17 protein-coding genes and 1 tRNA gene are annotated in these 17,747 nt (G+C 66.0%); 10 read left to right on the forward strand and 8 right to left on the reverse strand.

What is annotated here, in order from left to right:
• Positions 1-35 precede the first annotated feature (35 nt).
• On the reverse strand, positions 36-272 hold the full coding sequence (locus ABSF49_RS17710) for a hypothetical protein (RefSeq protein ID WP_424113968.1): 237 nt from the start codon (positions 270-272) through the stop codon (positions 36-38).
• A 95-nt stretch (positions 273-367) separates the two neighbouring features.
• On the opposite strand from ABSF49_RS17710, the gene ABSF49_RS17715 reads away from it, so the two are divergent.
• The 4 genes from ABSF49_RS17715 to ABSF49_RS17730 all read left to right on the forward strand — a co-directional run bounded on the left by ABSF49_RS17715 (position 368) and on the right by ABSF49_RS17730 (position 4,416).
• Positions 368-916 (forward strand): hypothetical protein, encoded by a 549-nt coding sequence (locus ABSF49_RS17715; RefSeq protein ID WP_424113969.1) that lies wholly within the window; start codon positions 368-370, stop codon positions 914-916.
• A gap of 204 nt (positions 917-1,120) precedes the next feature.
• Entirely contained in the window at positions 1,121-1,876 is a 756-nt protein-coding gene (locus tag ABSF49_RS17720) for a DUF3800 domain-containing protein (protein ID WP_424113970.1), read from the forward strand.
• Positions 1,877-2,944: 1,068 nt separating this feature from the next.
• On the forward strand, positions 2,945-4,033 hold the full coding sequence (locus ABSF49_RS17725) for a polysaccharide deacetylase family protein (RefSeq protein ID WP_424113971.1): 1,089 nt from the start codon (positions 2,945-2,947) through the stop codon (positions 4,031-4,033).
• Between the two features lie 56 nt (positions 4,034-4,089).
• Entirely contained in the window at positions 4,090-4,416 is a 327-nt protein-coding gene (locus ABSF49_RS17730; protein WP_424113972.1) for an antibiotic biosynthesis monooxygenase family protein, read from the forward strand.
• 31 nt (positions 4,417-4,447) lie between these two features.
• Here ABSF49_RS17730 and ABSF49_RS17735 read toward each other — a convergent pair whose 3' ends face one another.
• The 3 genes from ABSF49_RS17735 to xylB form a co-directional block, all read right to left on the reverse strand.
• A complete protein-coding gene (locus ABSF49_RS17735; protein WP_424113973.1) occupies positions 4,448-5,203 on the reverse strand; it encodes an SDR family oxidoreductase in 756 nt (251 codons plus the stop codon).
• 79 nt (positions 5,204-5,282) lie between these two features.
• Complete coding sequence (locus tag ABSF49_RS17740) at positions 5,283-6,305, reverse strand: sterol desaturase family protein (protein ID WP_424113974.1); 1,023 nt, start codon at positions 6,303-6,305, stop codon at positions 5,283-5,285.
• Between the two features lie 83 nt (positions 6,306-6,388).
• Entirely contained in the window at positions 6,389-7,885 is a 1,497-nt protein-coding gene (gene xylB, locus ABSF49_RS17745) for a xylulokinase (protein WP_424113975.1), read from the reverse strand.
• Between the two features lie 147 nt (positions 7,886-8,032).
• Between xylB and ABSF49_RS17750 the strand changes: the two genes are divergently transcribed.
• The 3 genes from ABSF49_RS17750 (at position 8,033) to ABSF49_RS17760 (ending at position 11,746) form a co-directional block, all read left to right on the forward strand.
• Positions 8,033-8,995: an RluA family pseudouridine synthase gene (locus tag ABSF49_RS17750; protein ID WP_424113976.1), complete on the forward strand. Its 963-nt coding sequence runs from the start codon at positions 8,033-8,035 to the stop codon at positions 8,993-8,995.
• Between the two features lie 200 nt (positions 8,996-9,195).
• Positions 9,196-10,101 (forward strand): RNA polymerase sigma factor RpoH, encoded by a 906-nt coding sequence (gene rpoH, locus ABSF49_RS17755; protein ID WP_424113977.1) that lies wholly within the window; start codon positions 9,196-9,198, stop codon positions 10,099-10,101.
• A gap of 127 nt (positions 10,102-10,228) precedes the next feature.
• Positions 10,229-11,746, forward strand: a complete 1,518-nt coding sequence (locus ABSF49_RS17760) for a hypothetical protein (RefSeq protein ID WP_424113978.1) — start codon at positions 10,229-10,231, stop codon at positions 11,744-11,746.
• Between the two features lie 21 nt (positions 11,747-11,767).
• Here ABSF49_RS17760 and ABSF49_RS17765 read toward each other — a convergent pair whose 3' ends face one another.
• Positions 11,768-12,280, reverse strand: a complete 513-nt coding sequence (locus tag ABSF49_RS17765; protein WP_424113979.1) for a disulfide bond formation protein B — start codon at positions 12,278-12,280, stop codon at positions 11,768-11,770.
• Complete coding sequence (locus ABSF49_RS17770) at positions 12,280-12,861, reverse strand: YqaA family protein (RefSeq protein ID WP_424113980.1); 582 nt, start codon at positions 12,859-12,861, stop codon at positions 12,280-12,282. Before ABSF49_RS17770 ends, ABSF49_RS17765 begins: the two co-directional genes overlap by 1 nt.
• 162 nt (positions 12,862-13,023) lie before the next feature.
• Here ABSF49_RS17770 and ABSF49_RS17775 point away from each other — a divergent pair.
• Together ABSF49_RS17775 and pta are read left to right on the forward strand one after the other, a co-directional pair.
• Positions 13,024-13,108: transfer RNA gene (locus ABSF49_RS17775), tRNA-Leu, on the forward strand.
• Positions 13,109-13,333: 225 nt separating this feature from the next.
• The gene (gene pta, locus ABSF49_RS17780) at positions 13,334-15,445 is read left to right on the forward strand and encodes a phosphate acetyltransferase (RefSeq protein ID WP_424113981.1); all 2,112 of its coding nucleotides are present in this window, start codon (positions 13,334-13,336) and stop codon (positions 15,443-15,445) included.
• A 42-nt stretch (positions 15,446-15,487) separates the two neighbouring features.
• Here the strand turns inward: pta and ABSF49_RS17785 are convergent, their stop codons facing one another.
• On the reverse strand, positions 15,488-15,661 hold the full coding sequence (locus ABSF49_RS17785; RefSeq protein WP_424113982.1) for a hypothetical protein: 174 nt from the start codon (positions 15,659-15,661) through the stop codon (positions 15,488-15,490).
• Positions 15,658-16,014 carry a PilZ domain-containing protein gene (locus tag ABSF49_RS17790; protein WP_424113983.1) on the reverse strand — a complete coding sequence of 119 codons (357 nt, stop codon included), beginning with the start codon at positions 16,012-16,014 and terminating at the stop codon, positions 15,658-15,660. Before ABSF49_RS17790 ends, ABSF49_RS17785 begins: the two co-directional genes overlap by 4 nt.
• Positions 16,015-16,524: 510 nt before the next feature.
• Between ABSF49_RS17790 and ABSF49_RS17795 the strand changes: the two genes are divergently transcribed.
• A partial coding sequence (locus tag ABSF49_RS17795) for a PAS domain-containing protein (RefSeq protein ID WP_424113984.1) occupies positions 16,525-17,747 on the forward strand: 1,223 nt, incomplete at its 3' end.

Below are 17,747 nucleotides of genomic sequence, written 5' to 3' on the forward strand. Positions count from 1 at the left end.
GCTTGTTGTGACATGAAGCCTCCTAAAGGCTCATGTCACTCAAATCGTGTGTCTCGCGTTAGGGGCGCAGCACACTCCGGATGCCCCATTTCAGCGAGTGCAGTGGGGTCGAGGATGAGTTGAACGGCTGTCATATGACGCTCGCCGTCCGCCGCATTCTGCCAGTCGATATATCCGTCATACTCGCCTTTTGGGACAGGTGCCGATATCTTCGACAAGATAACGTTGTCCGTCACGACGCGCACTCGGACCTGTTCGAGCCGTTCACTCATGGGCCACGTGCTCCATCGACCGTTTCGTTGACGATAACCATTCCTGTGTGGCGCTTTGTTGGCGACAATCGCGACGTCGCGAGGGAGCAGAATCCATGGTGATCGTGTTTCTAATTATGCACTTCGCGCCCTCGATCTATTGGGGAGCGACACACAGCACAATCGTAGCACCGCTGCTTTGGTCATTCGTCGGGGCGGCATACTCGGCAACCGCAAAATGGCGCGCTCGAGACACAGACCTCATGAGCGCGCACTCATTCGTAACGGGTAAAGGCACGTCGATCGTGTTGGGTGCTGCTCTTACCGGCTTGTTATTTTCCGGAGCCTTGAACGTTGTTGGATATTTCATCGGAAAAGCCGTCGTTTTGAGCACCGACACGCTTAGGATTGTTGAGACCGTAGTGTTTGGCTATCTGGTCGCCGGCTTGCATAAGGTGTTGTGCGATCTACGGCGACCGCCAATCAGTCAGCCCGCCTATATTCGCGCAGGCTCAACCTCGATAGCGTCTATAACATTTGGCGTGCTCGGATGGCTTCCCGTTTCGTTTTTCAACTTGCGTTGGGCGAGAGGCAGCACATTCTGGGACACGGTATTTTCTTGGATGACGTTCATCGCCGTGACATGCGCGCTTTTGTTGATTTAGCCGCCGGGAAATTATGCCAAGCCTCCTTGAGGTGCAGAAATCAAGACATTCGGAACAGCGTTTTTCGCCTGAAAATCTGGTACTTTTGAGAGATCGACGACGGCGCGGCGCGGGTACGAAAAACCGCGAGGCCGGGTCGCGTTTGGCGGAATGGAGCTTAATTGAAGGCGCGACTGTCGTTCGGGCGATATAATGACTCCCGCTATGACCGAAGAAGAACTAAAATTGCCGGTGCGGTCTCTACTGGTTTTCGTGGACGAGACAGGCAACGAGGATTTGAGCGATCCAAAAAACCCGACCTTTGGCCGGGGCGGATGCGGCTGCCTCTATCCCGCATACAGAGACCTAATCAAAAAGCCGTGGCGCAAGCTGAAACGCGAAAGGCTCGGGGGCGCAATGAAGCCGTTTCATGCGGCCGACTTCGAGCAAACCAAACCGACGATGCGGCAGATAGGCGGCATCAACAGTTTTATCGCGCGGCCATTCTGGCGCTTCGCTGTAATGCTCGATTCACGAACAGAATTATCGGACGGCGTTGATGCACATAAGACGGTATCGCTTGTTACGAGTGCCTATGTGTCGCGCATAGTGGCCAAGAGCGACGTTGATGTTGTGGCGCTTATATTTGAGGGGTCAGAGCGCGGCGAAACGTTGGTTAAACGTGATTTTGTACTCGCGGCAATGGACTTGAAAAATATGCGTGGTCAGCGCGTCGCGGTCGATGGCTCTTTTATGCGAAAGGACGCGATGGAGCCGGGGTTAGAGGTTGCCGACCTTATTGCCCATACAGCAGGGCGACAACGCCGCCATGAGTTGAGAGGGAAAGCCGGGCATGTTCCAGACTTTCAGCAAACCTACTGGCATAGCCCGATCCCCCCTGAGTTTATGGCGATCAGCAGTATGCAGGTTGCCGAGGCTGTTAAGGCGGGTGAAGCGGTGCCGCGTAGAGACGATAAATAGCCGATCCGCCCCACGGGGGTAGCCGCTCGGCTGCAAAAATCAAGAATTTTGAGACAAGCGATTTTCGTTGAAATGGCGGGAGTTTTGAGAGATTGGCGCGCGCGGCGGAAAGAGCCGTCAACCTGAACCCTCGCGCGGGAACGGGCGGCGGCCTTCACCGGCTGAATTATCGGGAGGCGGAACGCAAGCCCGATGCGGCCGACGCTACCCCATCATGGTTACGCATGTTAATATTTGCCGCCGTGAAGGTCCTAAGGGAAGCGCGCCGGGGGGCAAGCATGAAGTCACTACTAATTAGCCTCACAAGTATTATGGTTGTTTGTGCTTCGCCGGTTTGCGCCACTAGCTGCAATGAATTGCGCTTAGCGCTTGGTACCATTGATAAGAAGATAGATTTTGTAAATGAATTGATAAATGAAGACGCCTTCGGCTCTGAACAAGCTAGCCGTGACCTCGAATTGGGCAAAAGAGCCATTAGAGAATATATAGATGTTGCAAGTATATTTCTATCGAGGAAGTGCACTGATAACGGTCGCGTAGCCTCCAGCGTTCATATCTTCACGACAATGCTCAACGCTATGCATTAGGGAGCGGTAGCGACACGGTCCGCATCCCGCCCATTCCGGCTCTCGCCGACGTGCAGAAATCAAGATATTTGCAACACGCAGTGACGATAAGAAGATCAAGCGGTTACCGCGTGCATAAATCTGTTGCGAATGTCTCCCGTCCACCCTTTCCGGAAGATCGAGTTGACTGATGGGGCCAAGAAAACGGATTACGGTAGCAGCTTACTCAACCCCTCCATGGGCCGGCGTCGGCTGGCGAGCGAGGCGCGCGCCGCGCGGCGAGGCGGCGGAAAATTGTCGCGCAAGCCGCTGAAAACAAACCGTCGCGCCCGAAAACGGCGCCGCCCTCGGTCGGTTCGGCCATCGTCTCCGCCGCCGCGCTGCGCCGCTCTCGGCCCAACGCGCCGCGAAGCGAATCATGCGGGGCCCGCGAGTGTCCCCCCGCCGCCCTTCCGCGGCATCCCCGCTTGAGGCGCCCAAGCGCCGGCCTTTGACGGCCAGCGTGACCGCGCGCAAAATGGCGCCCAAGCCGCTGATAACGCTCGTTCGCGAAACGGACCTGTCGCCCGCAGCGCGAACCCGGAGACCAGCCCTGCCCTCGCGCCTCGCCCGCCTCGTTCTCGCCGCCGCCCTCGCGCTCTCCGCCAGCGCCGCTGCGCGCGCCGACGACGACGCGGCCGCCTGCCTGTGGCGCCCGCCGGCGCCCGAGCGCCTCGCTCACGCCGACGCGGTCGCCGACTATCGTTCGACCCTTCAGGCCTGCCATGCGTCGGACGGACGGCAGGCAGTGGCGATCCGCTCGATGAGCGTCGGCGCCGAGCCGCTGCTGCTGCTGGCCGATTCCGACCAGCTGACGACCCGCATCGAGCGCGCCGCCTGCTGGACCTGCGCGGACACGGACGAAGCGTCGCTCGCCTCGACCCGCATGATGCGGGCGATCGAAGAGTCCGCCGAGGCGCCCGGCCTCATCCATCGCGGTTTCCTGCGCAACGCCGGCCTCGTCCACGGCGACGCGCCGGGCGCCTTCGTCACCGGCGACCTCTGTCCAAGTTTGAAGCCGCTCGAGCGCGGTTTCCTCGAACAGCTCGCCGCGCAAGGGCCGCATACGCCGGTGGCGCTGTCGATCTCCGGGCTGTGGCTCATCCACCACTTCGCCGACTATCGCTGGCTCGTCGACCAGCAGGTCAGCGGCGCGCTCGACATCCTGTGGGTCAACCACACCTACCATCACCCCTACGCGCGCGGGGCGCCCGACGCCCGCAACTTCCTGCTCGAGCCCGGCGTCGACGCCGACGCGGAGATCCTTCAGGTCGAGCGGCTGCTGGTCGCCAACGGCCAGACGCCGTCGCTGTTCTTCCGCTTCCCCGGCCTCGTCTCGAGCGCGCCGCTGATGCAGGCGGTGCGCCGCCATCATTTGATCTCGCTCGGCGCCGACGCCTGGCTGGCGCTCGACCAGCGCCCCAACGCCGGCTCGATCGTGCTCGTCCATCCCAACGGCAACGAGCCGCTCGGCATCAAGCTGTTCGAGCGCGACCTCGCCCGTGACACGCTGCCGCGCCCGTTCGAGCCGCTGACCGCCGCGCCGGACTGACCCAGCCTAGCTTAGACTGATATGCGTTCGGGCGAACGAAGTCGGGAGGGAAAGCCATGGTGGTGCGCGAATGGCGTGGCCGCGCCGAGCCAGAACGGGCGGACGCTTATCCGAAGCATTTCCGGGAAAGCGTCGTTCCGGGGTTGCGAGGCCTTGCCGGCTTCGTCGGCGCCCAACTGTGCTGCCGTCAGATCGACGGCAAGTTGGAGTTCCTCGTCCTCACCCGTTGGCGGTCGCTCGAGGCGATTCGAGCATTCGCCGGCCCGTCGCCGGAACGCGCCGTCGTGGAACCCGGCGCAGTCGCCGCGCTGATCGACTTCGACGCGACCGTCCGCCATTACGAGGTGATTGAAGACGTCGCCAGCGCCGCGCCCGCCGTCTAAGCGTTTCGCACCGCCGAGAGGGCTGGCGGAACTACCCTCGCCCTACGTAAGGCATCTTGGTCGCCATCAGCGTCATCGACAGGACGTTGGACGACAGCGGCAGGCTCGCCATGTGGACGATCGCCGCGCCGACCTCGGCGGCGTCGATGCGCGGTTCGACGGCGATGCGGCCGTCGGCCTGCAGCGCGCCCTCGCCCATCGGCTTGGTCATCTCGGTCTCGGCGTTGCCGACGTCGATCTGGCCGCAGGCGATGTCGAAGGCGCGGCCGTCGAGCGCAATCGACTTGGTCAGACCCAAGATCGCGTGCTTGGTCGCAGTGTAGGGCGCGCTCATCGGCCGCGGCGCATGGGCCGAGATCGAGCCGTTGTTGATGATGCGGCCGCCCTGCGGCCGCTGCCGCTTCATCAGCCCATAGGCCCCCTGGGCGCAAAGGAACGCGCCGTTGAGGTTCACGTCGACCACCGCCTTCCACTGCTCGTAGGCGAGCTCTTCGAAGGCGACCGCCGGCGTGCTGATTCCAGCGTTGTTGAACAGCAGGTCGAGCCGGCCGAAGGCGCGCTCCACCGTGGCGTAAAGCCCGTCGACCGACGCCGGATCGACGACGTCGCAGGCGTGGGCGAGCGCGCGCCGGCCGAACCGCTCGATCTCGCGCGCGACCGAGGCGAGCGGGGCCGCGCTGCGCCCGGCGACGGCGACGTTCCAGCCGGCCGCGGCGAGCGCCAGCGCCGCCGCGCGGCCGATGCCGCGACCGCCGCCGGTGACCAGCGCGAACTTGTCCTGAACCATGCGGCGCCCCTCACGACCGCCGCGATCTTATCCGCGAACGGCGCCGCCCGTCACCGTGGTTCGACCAAGACGCCGCGGTTCAGCCGTGCGAGCCGCGCACGCGGGCGCGGCCCAGTTGCGGCGCGAAACGGCGAAGCCCGCGCCCGACATGCGCGCCGAAGCGCACGAACGGCAGCAGGTAATTGCGCGGCACGGTGCTGAATTCGTCTTCGGTCGGTCCGACGCCGAAGTGGATCTTCTCGCGCTCGACGCCCGGAATGTGGAGCGTGCCGAACGCCCAGTCCCATACCGCCAGCGCGTAGCCGAGGTTCTTGTCCCAGTGCGCGGGATTGTCGGAATGGTGGATCTGGTGATGCGCCGGACTCTGCAGGATGCAGCCGGCGACGCCGGTGAACGGGATCCACATGTGGCTGTGGCGCAAGTGGCCGTAGGTGACGAGGAACAGCATCAGCAGGATGTTGCCGTCGAGCAGGGTGAACGGCTGCACCCCGGGACCGAAGGCGTAGGTCATGACGCCGAACACCGCGCCGGTGGCGATCGCGATCAAGTTCATGAACGCAAGAATCTCGACCGGATGCTGGCGCAACTCGGTGAAGGTCGTCATCACCTCCGCCGAATGATGCACTTTGTGGAACTCCCACAGCGCCGGAATGCGGTGGAAGAGGAAGTGGCCGAACCAATAGGCGAGCTCGTAGGCGAGCAATTCGAACAATGTCGCCATCGCCAGCACGATCCAGGCGGGCCAGGCGGCGGGTGTGCGCGCGCCGAAGCCAGCCTCGAGCGCAGCGAGCGTCGCGTCGCGGCAGAAGACATTGCCGAAGGCGAGGTAGCCGTAGCCGCCGGCGAGCACGAGGCCGTTGAGGACCCACATCTTCACATCGACGATCGTCGACGGGTTCCAGACGATCCGGCCGGCGAAGATCGTTCGGACGAAGCCGCGCACGCTGATCGGACGGCCGCGCGAGCGCCGCCGCCAGACATAATAGGCGAGCGAGCAGAAGAGCGCGCCCACCATCGCCGGCGCGCCATAGGCGCCGGCGGCGCCGAAGGCGAGGTCGAAACGGTCGCCGATCGCCGACCACAGCCAATTCGCCAACGCCACGCCCCGCTCTGCTTGACGGAAATCCGGGTCAGGCTAACGGGACCGGCGTTCAGGAACGGTTAAGCCGATCGCACGTAACCGGCTCAGCGCGCGCCTTTCTCAGCCGGATAAAGCGCGCGGTAGCGCTTGAGCCGCGGCGCCAGCAGCGCGGCGCGGACCGCCTCGGGGACGAACTGGCGCTGGGTCGGCGGCCGCTTGCACACCGTCGTCTCGTCGCCCGCTCCCGCCGCCAGCATCGCCAGCCGCGCCGCGCCGAGCGCCGCGCCCGCTTCCGCGCCAGCGGCGAGGTCGATCGTCAAGCCGGTCGCGTCGGCGATGAGCTGTCCCCACAGCGCCGAGCGCGCGCCGCCGCCGACCAGCATCGTCGCCTTCGGCCGCGCGCCCGCCTCGGTGAGCACGTCGACGCCATCGGCGAAGTTGAAGGCGACGCCCTCGAGCACCGCGTAAATCAGCGCCGCCGCCCCGTGTTCGGCCCTCAGGCCAGCGAACAGGCCGGTCGCGTTGGCGTCGTTGTGTGGGGTGCGTTCCCCGCTGAGATAGGGCAGGAACACCGGCGCAGTCTCGACCGCCTTGGCCGACGTCGCGAACGCCTCGGCGTCGGCGACGCAGCCGCCGACGTCGTCGCCGCGCTTCAACAGCTCGGCGATCCAGGTCAGCGCCGCGGCGGCCGACAAGTTCACCGCCATGCCGTGCCAGCGGTTGGGCAACGCATGGCAGAAGGCGTGCAGGGTGCGCTCCGGAAGGCAGACGAAGCGGTCCGTCACCGAGAACACGACGCCGGACGTGCCGATCGAGACGAAGCCCGCCCCCGGCGCGGTCGCGCCGACGCCGACTGCCGCAGCGGCGTTGTCGCCGGCGCCGCCGGCGACTGGAATGCGCTTGCCGGCGAGGCCCCAGGCTGCGGCGACCTCAGGCGAGAGATAGGCGGAGACTTCCGAGCCCTCGACCAGGCCCGGCATGTGCGAAGCGTTGAGGCCGGTGGCGGCGAGCAGCTCGTCGTCCCAGCGCCGCTTGCCGACGTCGAGCCACAAGGTGCCGGAGGCGTCCGACATCTCCGACACCGCCTCGCCGGTCAGCTTCAGCCGCACATAGTCCTTCGGCAGCAGGATGCGCTTGGTCGCGGCGAACACCTTCGGCTCGTGCTTGGCCACCCACAACGCCTTCGGCGCGGTGAATCCGGGCATCGCGATGTTGCCGGTGCGGCGGCGCAGGTCGGGAACGCGCTTTTCCATCTCCGTGCATTCGGCGAACGAGCGGACGTCGTTCCACAGGATCGCCGGGCGCAGCGGCTTGCCGGCGGCGTCAAGGAACGTCGCGCCGTGCATCTGGCCGGAGAGGCCGACGCCGGCGAGGCGGGCGAAAGCGTCGGGCGCGCTCTTGCGTAGCGCCGCGACGCCGGCGCTGACCGCCTCGACCCAGTCGTCGGCGTTCTGCTCGCTCCACAACGGCTGAGGCCGCGACAACGACAGCGGGACGGACACGTCGGCGACCGTGCGCTGTTCGGCGTCGATCAGCAGGGCCTTGACCGACGAAGTGCCGATGTCCAGCCCAAGAAAGGTTTCGCCCGCGCCGACAGCCATGGTTCTCTCCTCCCGACGCGGTTCGCGTCGCTCAAAACGGCGGCACGATAGGCGAACGACTCCGCCTTGTCGCTATGGCGAGGCGCCGCGCATCCGCCTTGCCCGCCGCCCGTCACGCGCCTAAGTCAGGCCGCGCCAGGGAATCCTATGCGATCGCCGCCGAACCCCGAACGATCCGCTCCGCCCGCCGTCGCGGCCGCCGACCAGCTCGCCTGCGCCGTCGGCGCCGGCGAAGGCGGCGAGCGGCTCGACCGGTTTCTCAGCCAGACCGCCGCTGCGCGCGGCCTCGCCCTTTCTCGCACGCGGCTGAAGGCGTTGATTGAGGCCGGTCAAGTGACGATCGACGGCGCCGAGGCGCGCGATCCGGCGGCGCGGGTCGCCGAGGGCGAGGAGATCGCGCTCGCCGTGCCGCCGGCCGAGGACGCGACGATCGCCGGCGAGGATCTGCCGCTTTCGATCGTGTTCGAGGACGCGCATCTGCTCATCGTCGATAAGCCGGCCGGGCTCGTCGTCCATCCCGCGCCCGGCCATGCCGCCGGAACGCTGGTCAACGCGCTGATCCGCCATTGCGGCGACAGTCTGTCGGGCGTCGGCGGGGTCAAGCGCCCGGGGATCGTCCATCGTCTCGACAAGGACACGTCCGGCCTGCTGGTCGTGGCCAAGAACGACGCCGCCCACCAGGGCCTGGCGGCGCTGTTCGCCGACCACGGCCGGAGCGGATCGCTCAGGCGCGAATATCGCGCGCTCGTGTGGGGCGCGCCTGACCGCGCGGCGGGAACCGTCGCGGCGGCGATCGGCCGCCACCCGTTCAGCCGCGAGAGGATGGCGGTGGTCGCCGACAAGCGCGGCCGGGCGGCGGTCACCCACTGGCGGATCGAGGAACGGCTCGGCCCGGCGACCCTCGTCGCCTGCCGGCTCGAGACTGGACGCACCCACCAGATCCGCGTCCATCTCGCCCATATCGGCCATCCGCTGCTCGGCGATTCGGTCTACGGAGCGGGCTTCAAGACCAAAGCGAGCCGCCTTTCGGGCGAGGCGCGGGCGGCGCTCGACGCCCTCGGCCGCCAGGCCCTGCACGCCGCGATCCTCGCCTTCGACCACCCGATTTAGATAATCTTGTCAGAATCTTGCGGCGAGAGCGGGTCGACGGCGGGGCGGCCGGCGGATAAACGAATTGTCATCGGCGAGGGATAAAGTCTCTTTCCGTTCGCCCTCTTTCAGCCATGGTCGGCGGAATTATATGTTGCAGTGCGGCGCGTCGTCCCGCCGCAGGAGCGCGGCCCGCCGCAAGCTCCCCGAGTGGAGGTATTATGGCCGCCGCCCTGCCGATCGTCGCCGGTGAATCCGGCCTGTCGCGTTATCTCTCCGAGATCAAGCGGTTCCCGATGCTGGAGCCGCAGGAAGAATACATGCTCGCCAAGCGCTGGCGCGAGCACGGCGACCGTGAAGCCGCCCACAAGCTCGTCACTTCGCATCTGCGTCTCGTCGCCAAGATCGCCATGGGCTATCGCGGCTACGGCCTGCCGATCGGCGAAGTCATTTCCGAAGGCAACGTCGGCCTGATGCAGGCGGTGCGCCGCTTCGAGCCCGACAAGGGCTTCAAGCTCGCGACCTACGCGATGTGGTGGATCCGCGCCTCGATCCAGGAATACATCCTGCGCTCGTGGTCGCTGGTGAAGATGGGCACCACCGCCAGCCAGAAGAAGCTGTTCTTCAACCTGCGCAAGGCCAAGAGCAAGATCTCGGCGCTTGAGGACGGCGACCTCCGCGACGACCAGGTGACAACCATCGCCACCCGGCTCGGCGTCGCCAAGCAGGACGTGATCGACATGAATCGCCGCCTCGGCGGCGACGCTTCGCTCAACGCGCCGCTGCGCGAAGAAGGCGAAGGCGAATGGCAGGACTGGCTCGTCGACGATTCCCCCAGCCAGGAGAGCGTGCTCGCCGACCGCGAAGAGGCCGACGTGCGGCTCGCCGCGCTCAAGAGCGCGCTGAGGGTGCTGAACCCGCGCGAACGCCGCATCTTCGAGGCGCGGCGGCTCGCCGAGGATCCGGTGACGCTCGAGGAGCTGTCGGCCGAGTTCGGCGTCTCGCGCGAGCGCGTGCGCCAGATCGAGGTGCGCGCCTTCGAGAAGGTGCAGGCGGCGGTGAAGTCCGGCGTCGCCCTGACCCAGATCCCCGGCCGGCGCGCCGTGCCGGCTCTGCCCGCCGCCTGACGTTCGTCAGACCGTAACCGCGTTGACGGATTGTCGCGCCGGCTGCGCAGACGGCCGCCCGCGTTGCCTCTAAACTCGGCAGGCCGCGGCTCGAGCGGCGCACGGACAGACGAGCGAGGGAATCGCCATGCCTATTCGTCGCACTCAAGCCGCCCGGCGCGCCGCGCTGGCCTCCTGCGTCGCGCTCGCCGCGCTGAGCGCTTCCGCTTTCGCCAAGGACCTGCCGCCGAGCCCGGACGGCGCCGCCAAGCTGCAGGCGTTCTTCGCCGCCTATGTCGGCAAGCTGGCCCCGGTGACGCTGAGCCCTGCCGACCCCGGCTACATGGTCGCCTTCGACCTTGCCGCGTTGACGGCGCCCTTCAAGACCGCGGGTCTTTCGTTCGACCCGGCGACGCTGAAATATCACGTCGTCGAGCAGGACGACGGCGCCTGGCGCGTCGAGTTCGCCAACTTCCCCACAATGGTTGCGCATGTCCACATGGACGAACATGGGCAGCCGATCGACGGGACGGAGACGTTCTCCGCCGACGGAGTCAAGGGACAGGCGCTGGTCGACCCGGCCATCGGCTTTTGGCGGAGCGTCGCTGGCGAAATCCAAGATCTCAAGGTCGAAGTGAAACTCCCCGGCGTCAAGGAGGCGTTTCAACTCGGCGGGCTGAAGATCGACGAAACCAGCCAAGCGGGCGGCGACGGCGCTGTCGCCGTCACGATGACGAACACCGCGGCGAATGAGACATTCAATTTCGATGTCGATCCCAGCGCGATCAAGGCCGCCAAGCCTGGCGGCGAAGAGTCGGCGGGCGACGCGCAGCCCTATTCGGTTACCGCCAAGACCGGTCAGCTTTCCGCTAACGTTAAGCTCGACGGACTGAAGACGCGCCCGCTACTCGATCTGTGGGCGTTCCTTGTCGCCCATCCGACCCGTCCCGAGCTCGCCGCCAACGAGGCGGCGTTCAAGACCCTTCTCGCCGCCGCGCTCGCCAATCCAGTGAAACTCGACGAGTCGGCGACCTTCGAGAAGATTGCGGCGCAGATTCCGCAGGGCGCAGTGACGATCGACTCGGGCAAGATCGGGATCAGCGGCGCGCTCGCTCCGACGGGCGCGTTCGGCGAGCATTTCGAGGCGAACGGGCTGACGCTGCCGGCGACGCTCATCCCGGCGCCGTTCGTCGGCTTCGCGCCGACGGCGTTCGCCATCGGCTTCCGCGCCAGCGGTTTCGACGTCGCCTCGGCGTCGACGGAGATGGTCGCCGACCTGCATCTCGCAGGCGATGGGCCGGCGATCGCGCCCGACGACGCGGCCAAGATTCGCGCCAAGCTGATTGGGCCCGACGGCATTGTCGTCGACATCGAGCCCTCGCACATCGTCGCGCCGCTGCTCGACGTCTCTTTCGAAGGCCACATCGTCTACAAAGGCGGCAAACCGACCGGCAAGGTGACCGTCCACATGCACAATTTCGACAAGACCCAGGCGGCGCTGAAGACGCTCGGCCCCGAGGTTGAGAAGAAGGTCGCGCCGGCGCTGGCGATGGCCAAGGGCCTCGCCAAGACCGACAGCGACGGGTCGCTGGTGTGGGTCGGTGAAATCGGCGCCGACGGCGTGATGAAGGTCAACGGCCTGCCGCTTGGTAAGTCGCCGATCTGAGGCCCGAGGCGGCCCCGCACTTCAGCGCTTCAGCGTCGCCGCCAACGCCGCGTAGAGGCCGAGGGCGGCGGAGACCACGAAGTCCCAGCCGGCGAGCGACACGCCGAAGATGCGCATGGCTGGATCGTCGCAGCGCGGCGCCTGCGCGGTCTGGATCTGCTTGAGCATGTCGGCGACGTCGATCGGCTTGGTCATCGCGCCGGTGCAGGCGGTCGGACCCTCCCAGAAGTGGTATTCGACGCCGGCGTGGTAGCCGGACAGCGCGACATTGGCGAAGAAGCAGAGCGCCAGGACGACGAAGCCGAGCCGCGCGGGAACGGCGGCGCCGCGATAGGCGGCCAGCGCGGTCAGCGCCGCCAATGGCGCGCCGACATAGAATGCGATCCGCTCGGTCAGGCACAGTTCGCACGGACGATAGCCGACCGACTGCAGGATCCACACCGTCGCCAGGATCGCCAGGGCGATGAACGTCGTCCACAGGGCGCGACCGAACTGGTTGGGCGGGAAGGCGAGGGCGACCAGACGCAGGAACATCAGAACACCTTGGCTGCGATGACGAAGCCGATGACGACTACGGCGGCGAGAATCACCAGAAAAGCGGCGAAATGACGCTCCAGCGCCAGCCGCAGCGGATCGCCGAAATGATTGAGCGCGGCGGCGAGCAGGAAGAAGCGCGCGCCGCGCGTCAGGACCGACAGCGCGACGAACAGACCGAAATTGTAGCCCAGCAGACCGCTGACGATCGTCACCAGCTTGAATGGGATGGGGGTGACGCCCTTGATCAGGATCACCAGCGCGCCCCAGTTCGCATAGGCCTGGCGCAGCGCCGCGACCCGGTCGCCGTAGCCGTAGATCCCGATCAGCCAGCGCCCGAGCGTGTCGTAGAGCAACGCGCCGATGGCGTAGCCGAGCACGCCGCCGAGCACCGAGGCGAGCGTGGCGATGAGCGCGTAACGCCAGGCCAGCCGCGGCTTGGCGAGCGACATCGGCGCCAGAATGACGTCGGGCGGGATGGGAAAGAACGAGCTTTCGGCGAAGGCGACCGCCGCCAGCGCATAAGGAGCGCTGGCGCTCTGCGAGAGGGCGATGAGCCAGTCGTAGAGGCGTTTGAACATGCCGTTCCAGGTCGGGGTCGCGCCGACGCATAGCCTACGCCGGCGTCCCAAGTCCACCGCTTTGGCCGCCAATCCAAAATCGCCGCATGAGCGCCTTCCCGCGCCGCCCGATTGACCGCCGCGTGGACGCCGTTCTATATCGCCGCCGTCCGCCTGGCGCGGGCCCCTGTGGCGGAACTGGTAGACGCGCTCGACTCAAAATCGAGTTCCGCAAGGAGTGCTGGTTCGATTCCGGCCAGGGGCACCAGTTTCCTCTCGCGCATGCAGATCGCCGCGACTGCGCTTCATCAATGCGGGGCCTCAGCCTTTGGCCCAATTGGTTTTGCGTCGGCCGAGGAGACGCCTTGGCCGTCATACGCGATCGATTTGGGGGTTTCGTACGCCGTCGCCATAAGCTCGCAACCCCGCCACGACGCCGCTCGGCCGGCCGTCCGGGCGCTTCGACCGATTTAACAGGAACTCCTCGATGAACATGTCTTCCGCCCCTCGCATCGTCTATCTGGTTCCGGTCTCGCAGGAGGTCGGGCTGACGTCGATGGCGTTGGGACTCGTCCGGGCCTTGCGACTGGCCGGCGTCAGGGTCGGCTTCTTCAAACCGATCTTCCAGCCCGAGGCGGTGAAGGGCGACCATGACCTCGCCGTCCACTTCGCCCGCTCCTTGTGCGGCAAGGTCACGCCGGATGCGATTGCTTTCGGTCATGCCGCGGAGATGGTTCGGGCCGGGCAAATGGCGGGGCTGATGGAAGAGGTCGTCGCGATTATCGAGAGCGTGCGCGCGACCCGCGACGTGGTCATCGTCGAAGGTCTCATTCCCGAAGTCGACATCCAGGTCGCCACGCGCCTCAATATCGCGATGATCAACTCGCTCGGCGCCGACGTCGTTCCTGTCCTATCGGCGCGCGACCGCGATCTGGGCGATCTCGCGGTCAGGACCGCCACGGCGATCGAGCAATTCGGCGACGAGGGGCGCCGACCGATCGCCGGCGTTCTGCTCAACCACTGCTCCCCGGCGATTGCGGCGGCGCTCGCCAAGGCTGGATCGCTCGTCGTCGAGGGCCGGGCGGAACCGGTTCCGGTGCTGGCGGCGGTGACCACCGAGCCGCGTCTTTCGGCGCCGCGCGTCGTCGACGTCGCCGACGCGCTGGGGCTCGAGATCCTGAACCGCGGCGCCATCGAGACGGCGCGGATGGAGAAGCCCCTTGTGGCGGCGCGCGCGCCCGAGAAGCTGCTCGGTCATTTGCGTCCAGGCACCCTGGTCATCACCCCAGGGGATCGTTCCGACGCCATCCTCGCCACCGCTCTGATCGCCCAGCGCGGCATGCCGCTCGCCGGCTTCCTCTTCACTTGCGGCGTACGCCCCGCTCCGGAGGTCATGGCCTTGTTGAGCGCCCCGCCGCTCGACCGGCTGCCGCTGCTGGCGACGCCCGACGACACCTTCACGACGGCGACGCGACTCGGCAATCTCTCCCGTCACATCGGACGCGCCGACGGCGAGCGCATGGAGCGGGTGATCGATTTCATCGCCGAGCGGGTCGACATCCGGCCGCTGCTCCGCCGTCTCGACGCGCCGGTCGAACCGCTGATGCCGCCGCCGGTGTTCCGTCACCGCCTCGTCGAGGCGGCGCGCGCCGCGAACCGCCGCATCGTCCTGCCCGAGGGAGACGAGCCGCGCACGATCAGGGCCGCCGCGATTTGCGCCGAGAAGGGCGTCGCGCGCTGTGTTCTGCTGGGCGATCCCGAGCGCATCCACGCCGTCGCGCAGTCGCACGGCGTCGATTTGCCCGCCGAGGTCGAAGTTCTCAATCCTGACAGCATCCGCGCCCATTATGTCGGCCCGATGGTGGAGCGCCGCAAGAGCAAGGGACTGACGCCGCTGCAGGCGGAGAAAGGGCTCGAGGACACGGTCGTTCTCGGCACGATGATGCTCGCCGAGGGCGACGTCGACGGTTTGGTCTCCGGAGCGGTTCATACGACCGCCAACACGGTTCGCCCGGCCCTGCAGCTCATCAAGACCGCGCCCGGATCGAGCATCGTCTCCAGCGTCTTCTTCATGCTGATGCCCGATCAGGTGCTGGTCTACGGCGACTGCGCCATCAACCCCGATCCAACCGCCGAAGAACTCGCCGAAATCGCGATCCAGTCGGCTGACAGCGCCGCCGCCTTCGGCCTCGATCCGCGCGTCGCGATGATCTCCTATTCGACCGGCGCATCCGGCGCAGGGGAGGACGTCGAGAAGGTGCGAGAGGCGACCCGCCTCGTCCACGAACGTCGTCCCGATCTCGTCGTCGACGGTCCGATTCAGTACGACGCCGCCTCGGTCGAAAGCGTCGGTCTGCAGAAGGCGCCGTCGAGCCCGCTGGCGGGCCACGCCAACGTCTTCATCTTCCCGGATCTCAACACCGGCAACACCACCTACAAAGCCGTCCAGCGTTCCGCCGGCGTCATCTCGGTCGGCCCGATGCTCCAGGGTCTGCGCAAGCCGGTCAACGATCTCTCGCGCGGCGCGCTGGTCGACGACATCGTCTACACGATCGCCCTGACCGCCATCCAGGCTCAGGCCCAGGAGGCCGCGGCGGCGAAGTAGCGTCGCATCGCGGCGCTTCGGCCAGCCGGGGCGGCCTGCGCGTCACCAGTTTTGGTCGAGCGCGCGCGCCAGCGCGTCAAAGCCCAGCCAGCGATTGACTTGCTCGACATAGGCGTCGGCGCCCCCGTCGGCGACATGGAAAACGCAAACGAACAGCAGCGCGAAGAGCGCCAAGACGAAGAGCCGCTCGAAAGCGTAGGCGACAGCCCATCTCATCGCATCGGCTGACCGGACTGAGCGAGACGGCGCGCCAGCGCGTTGCGATCGGCTTCGAGATTACGGATTCGTCGCGCGGCCTCGGGCGCAAACGGAACCGCAGCGGATTCATAAGCGACGCCGACCTGCAATCCGTCGCGCCAGACGACGCGGACGCTGCGCGTTTCGCCGCTATCGCGAATCGTGAGGTCGAAGGCGTTGGGGATCGGCGTCGAGCCGGAGAATTCGATCCTCGCGCCGCCCGGCGAACGGTCGCGCACCAGACATTCGTCGCTCGACACTGGCTTTTCGTAACTGGCGCGTCCGCCAAGATAGGTTCGGCGGCGAGCCGACTGGCGGCGTTCGTCCATCATTTCTGCCCTCTTCGACGCGACGATCCGCGCCGACGCGCGGCCACGCATGGGGGGCGCCGAGGGCGTTACGCCAGGACGTTACATTCCTGTTTCCGGTTCACGAATTGGAAACCATTGGCAGGCGACGATCGGCATGAAATCAATCGGTTGTTCCAATGTGCGACCCTGCGGCGATATGCGCGGGCGAACCGCTCGACCGCAGCGGCGCGAATTGCGCGGTTCGCCAAATCGGGAAAGGAACGGCCTCGGCGGCATGCCGAAATGGCACGATCGTCCCGCTAAGACCGTGCGCGCGCGACGCCATGCCGCATGCCGCAGCGCCTGCGCCGCCGCCGCCGCCGAAAGTTGGCGGCGAAGGCGAAGGCGTCCTTAACTCGCCCTTAAAGCGACATTCGCAAACTGTCCTTCGACGGGATGCGCCGCCCGACCGTCGGCGCACGAGTTTGCGAGGAATACCAAAACCCAGCAACTCCTTAGCCCTGACGGCGCGTCGCGCCGTACGATGAGGCATTGACCGACCGCTCGGCGGCGTCGGTCGAGGGCATGACGCCGCGCGCTCATCCCGGTTTCAATCCGGATTTCTGTCTAACCGTGGATACGCGGCGCGCCTCGCGCGCCGGCAAGGGTTCGGGCGACTTTCGGCAGCACGACCGACGCGCCGCCAAGGAGTTTGAAATGTTGGGGCTTGATTTCAGTTCGGACGCCAAGCGCACCCTGCAAGCGCTCAACCAATCGCTAGTGATCATCGAATACTCGCCGGATGGAACCGTGCTCCGCGCCAACGAAAACTTCTACAGGTCTTCCGGCTACAAGGCCGAAGAAATCGTCGGCAAGCATCACCGCATCTTCGTCGACCCGGATTACGCCAAAAGCTCGGAATTCCAGGCGTTCTGGGCCAAATTGCGTCGCGGCGAATACGACGAGCGCGAATACAAGCGCTTCGCGAAGGGCGGCAAGGAGGTATGGATCAAGGCTTCCTACCATCCCATCACCGACGCGGCCGGCCGGGTGAGGAAGGTCGTCAACATTCTCGCCGACATCACAGCCGCCAAACTTCAGGCTGTCGAGAATGAGGGCAAGCTCGACGCCGTCTCGCGGATGCAGGGAATCATCGAATATTCCCCCGACGGAACAATTCTTGCCGCGAACGAAAACATTTTGAAAATGACGGGCTATCCCCTGGAAAAGATCCAGGGTCAACATCATTGCATGTTCGTTGATCCGACCTACGCGCAGTCGCCCGAATACCAGGAGTTCTGGCGCAAGCTGAATCGCGGCGAGCGCATCGAAGAGGAAATCAGGCGCGTCGGCGAGGGCGGCAAGGACATTTGGATCCAGGCGTCATACAACCCCATACTCGATCCCGACAAACGCGTCGTTAAGGTCGTCAACTTCCTCAGTGATGTGACGGGGCGCGTCGGCGCCGTCAATCACATCGCCACGGGCCTGAGCCGCTTGGCCGGCGGCAATCTCGAACACCGCATCGACGCCGAATTCATTCCCGCCCTCGAACCGCTGCGGGTCGATTTCAACGCTTCGCTCGAGGCGCTGGAAGAGTCGATGCTGGCGGTCAGCGCCAATACGCAGGCGATCCGCGCGGGGACGGGCGAGATCTCGACCGCCGCCGACGATCTGTCGCGGCGCACCGAGCAGCAGGCCTCGAGCCTCGAAGAGACCGCCGCCGCGCTCGAAGAGATCACCGTCACGGTGAAGAAGACCGCCGAGGGCGCCAA

It is taken from the genome of Roseiarcus sp., from assembly GCF_049514155.1.
GTDB lineage: Bacteria > Pseudomonadota > Alphaproteobacteria > Rhizobiales > Beijerinckiaceae > Roseiarcus.

Coding starts and splice junctions, on each gene's coding strand:
- ABSF49_RS17710 (WP_424113968.1), bottom strand. CDS start 272: ATGAGTGAACGGCTCGAACAGGTCCGAGTGCGCGTCGTGACGGACAAC.
- ABSF49_RS17715 (WP_424113969.1), top strand. CDS start 368: ATGGTGATCGTGTTTCTAATTATGCACTTCGCGCCCTCGATCTATTGG.
- ABSF49_RS17720 (WP_424113970.1), top strand. CDS start 1,121: ATGACCGAAGAAGAACTAAAATTGCCGGTGCGGTCTCTACTGGTTTTC.
- ABSF49_RS17730 (WP_424113972.1), top strand. CDS start 4,090: ATGGTGGTGCGCGAATGGCGTGGCCGCGCCGAGCCAGAACGGGCGGAC.
- ABSF49_RS17735 (WP_424113973.1), bottom strand. CDS start 5,203: ATGGTTCAGGACAAGTTCGCGCTGGTCACCGGCGGCGGTCGCGGCATC.
- xylB (WP_424113975.1), bottom strand. CDS start 7,885: ATGGCTGTCGGCGCGGGCGAAACCTTTCTTGGGCTGGACATCGGCACT.
- ABSF49_RS17750 (WP_424113976.1), top strand. CDS start 8,033: ATGCGATCGCCGCCGAACCCCGAACGATCCGCTCCGCCCGCCGTCGCG.
- rpoH (WP_424113977.1), top strand. CDS start 9,196: ATGGCCGCCGCCCTGCCGATCGTCGCCGGTGAATCCGGCCTGTCGCGT.
- ABSF49_RS17760 (WP_424113978.1), top strand. CDS start 10,229: ATGCCTATTCGTCGCACTCAAGCCGCCCGGCGCGCCGCGCTGGCCTCC.
- ABSF49_RS17765 (WP_424113979.1), bottom strand. CDS start 12,280: ATGTTCCTGCGTCTGGTCGCCCTCGCCTTCCCGCCCAACCAGTTCGGT.
- ABSF49_RS17770 (WP_424113980.1), bottom strand. CDS start 12,861: ATGTTCAAACGCCTCTACGACTGGCTCATCGCCCTCTCGCAGAGCGCC.
- pta (WP_424113981.1), top strand. CDS start 13,334: ATGTCTTCCGCCCCTCGCATCGTCTATCTGGTTCCGGTCTCGCAGGAG.
- ABSF49_RS17785 (WP_424113982.1), bottom strand. CDS start 15,661: ATGAGATGGGCTGTCGCCTACGCTTTCGAGCGGCTCTTCGTCTTGGCG.
- ABSF49_RS17790 (WP_424113983.1), bottom strand. CDS start 16,014: ATGATGGACGAACGCCGCCAGTCGGCTCGCCGCCGAACCTATCTTGGC.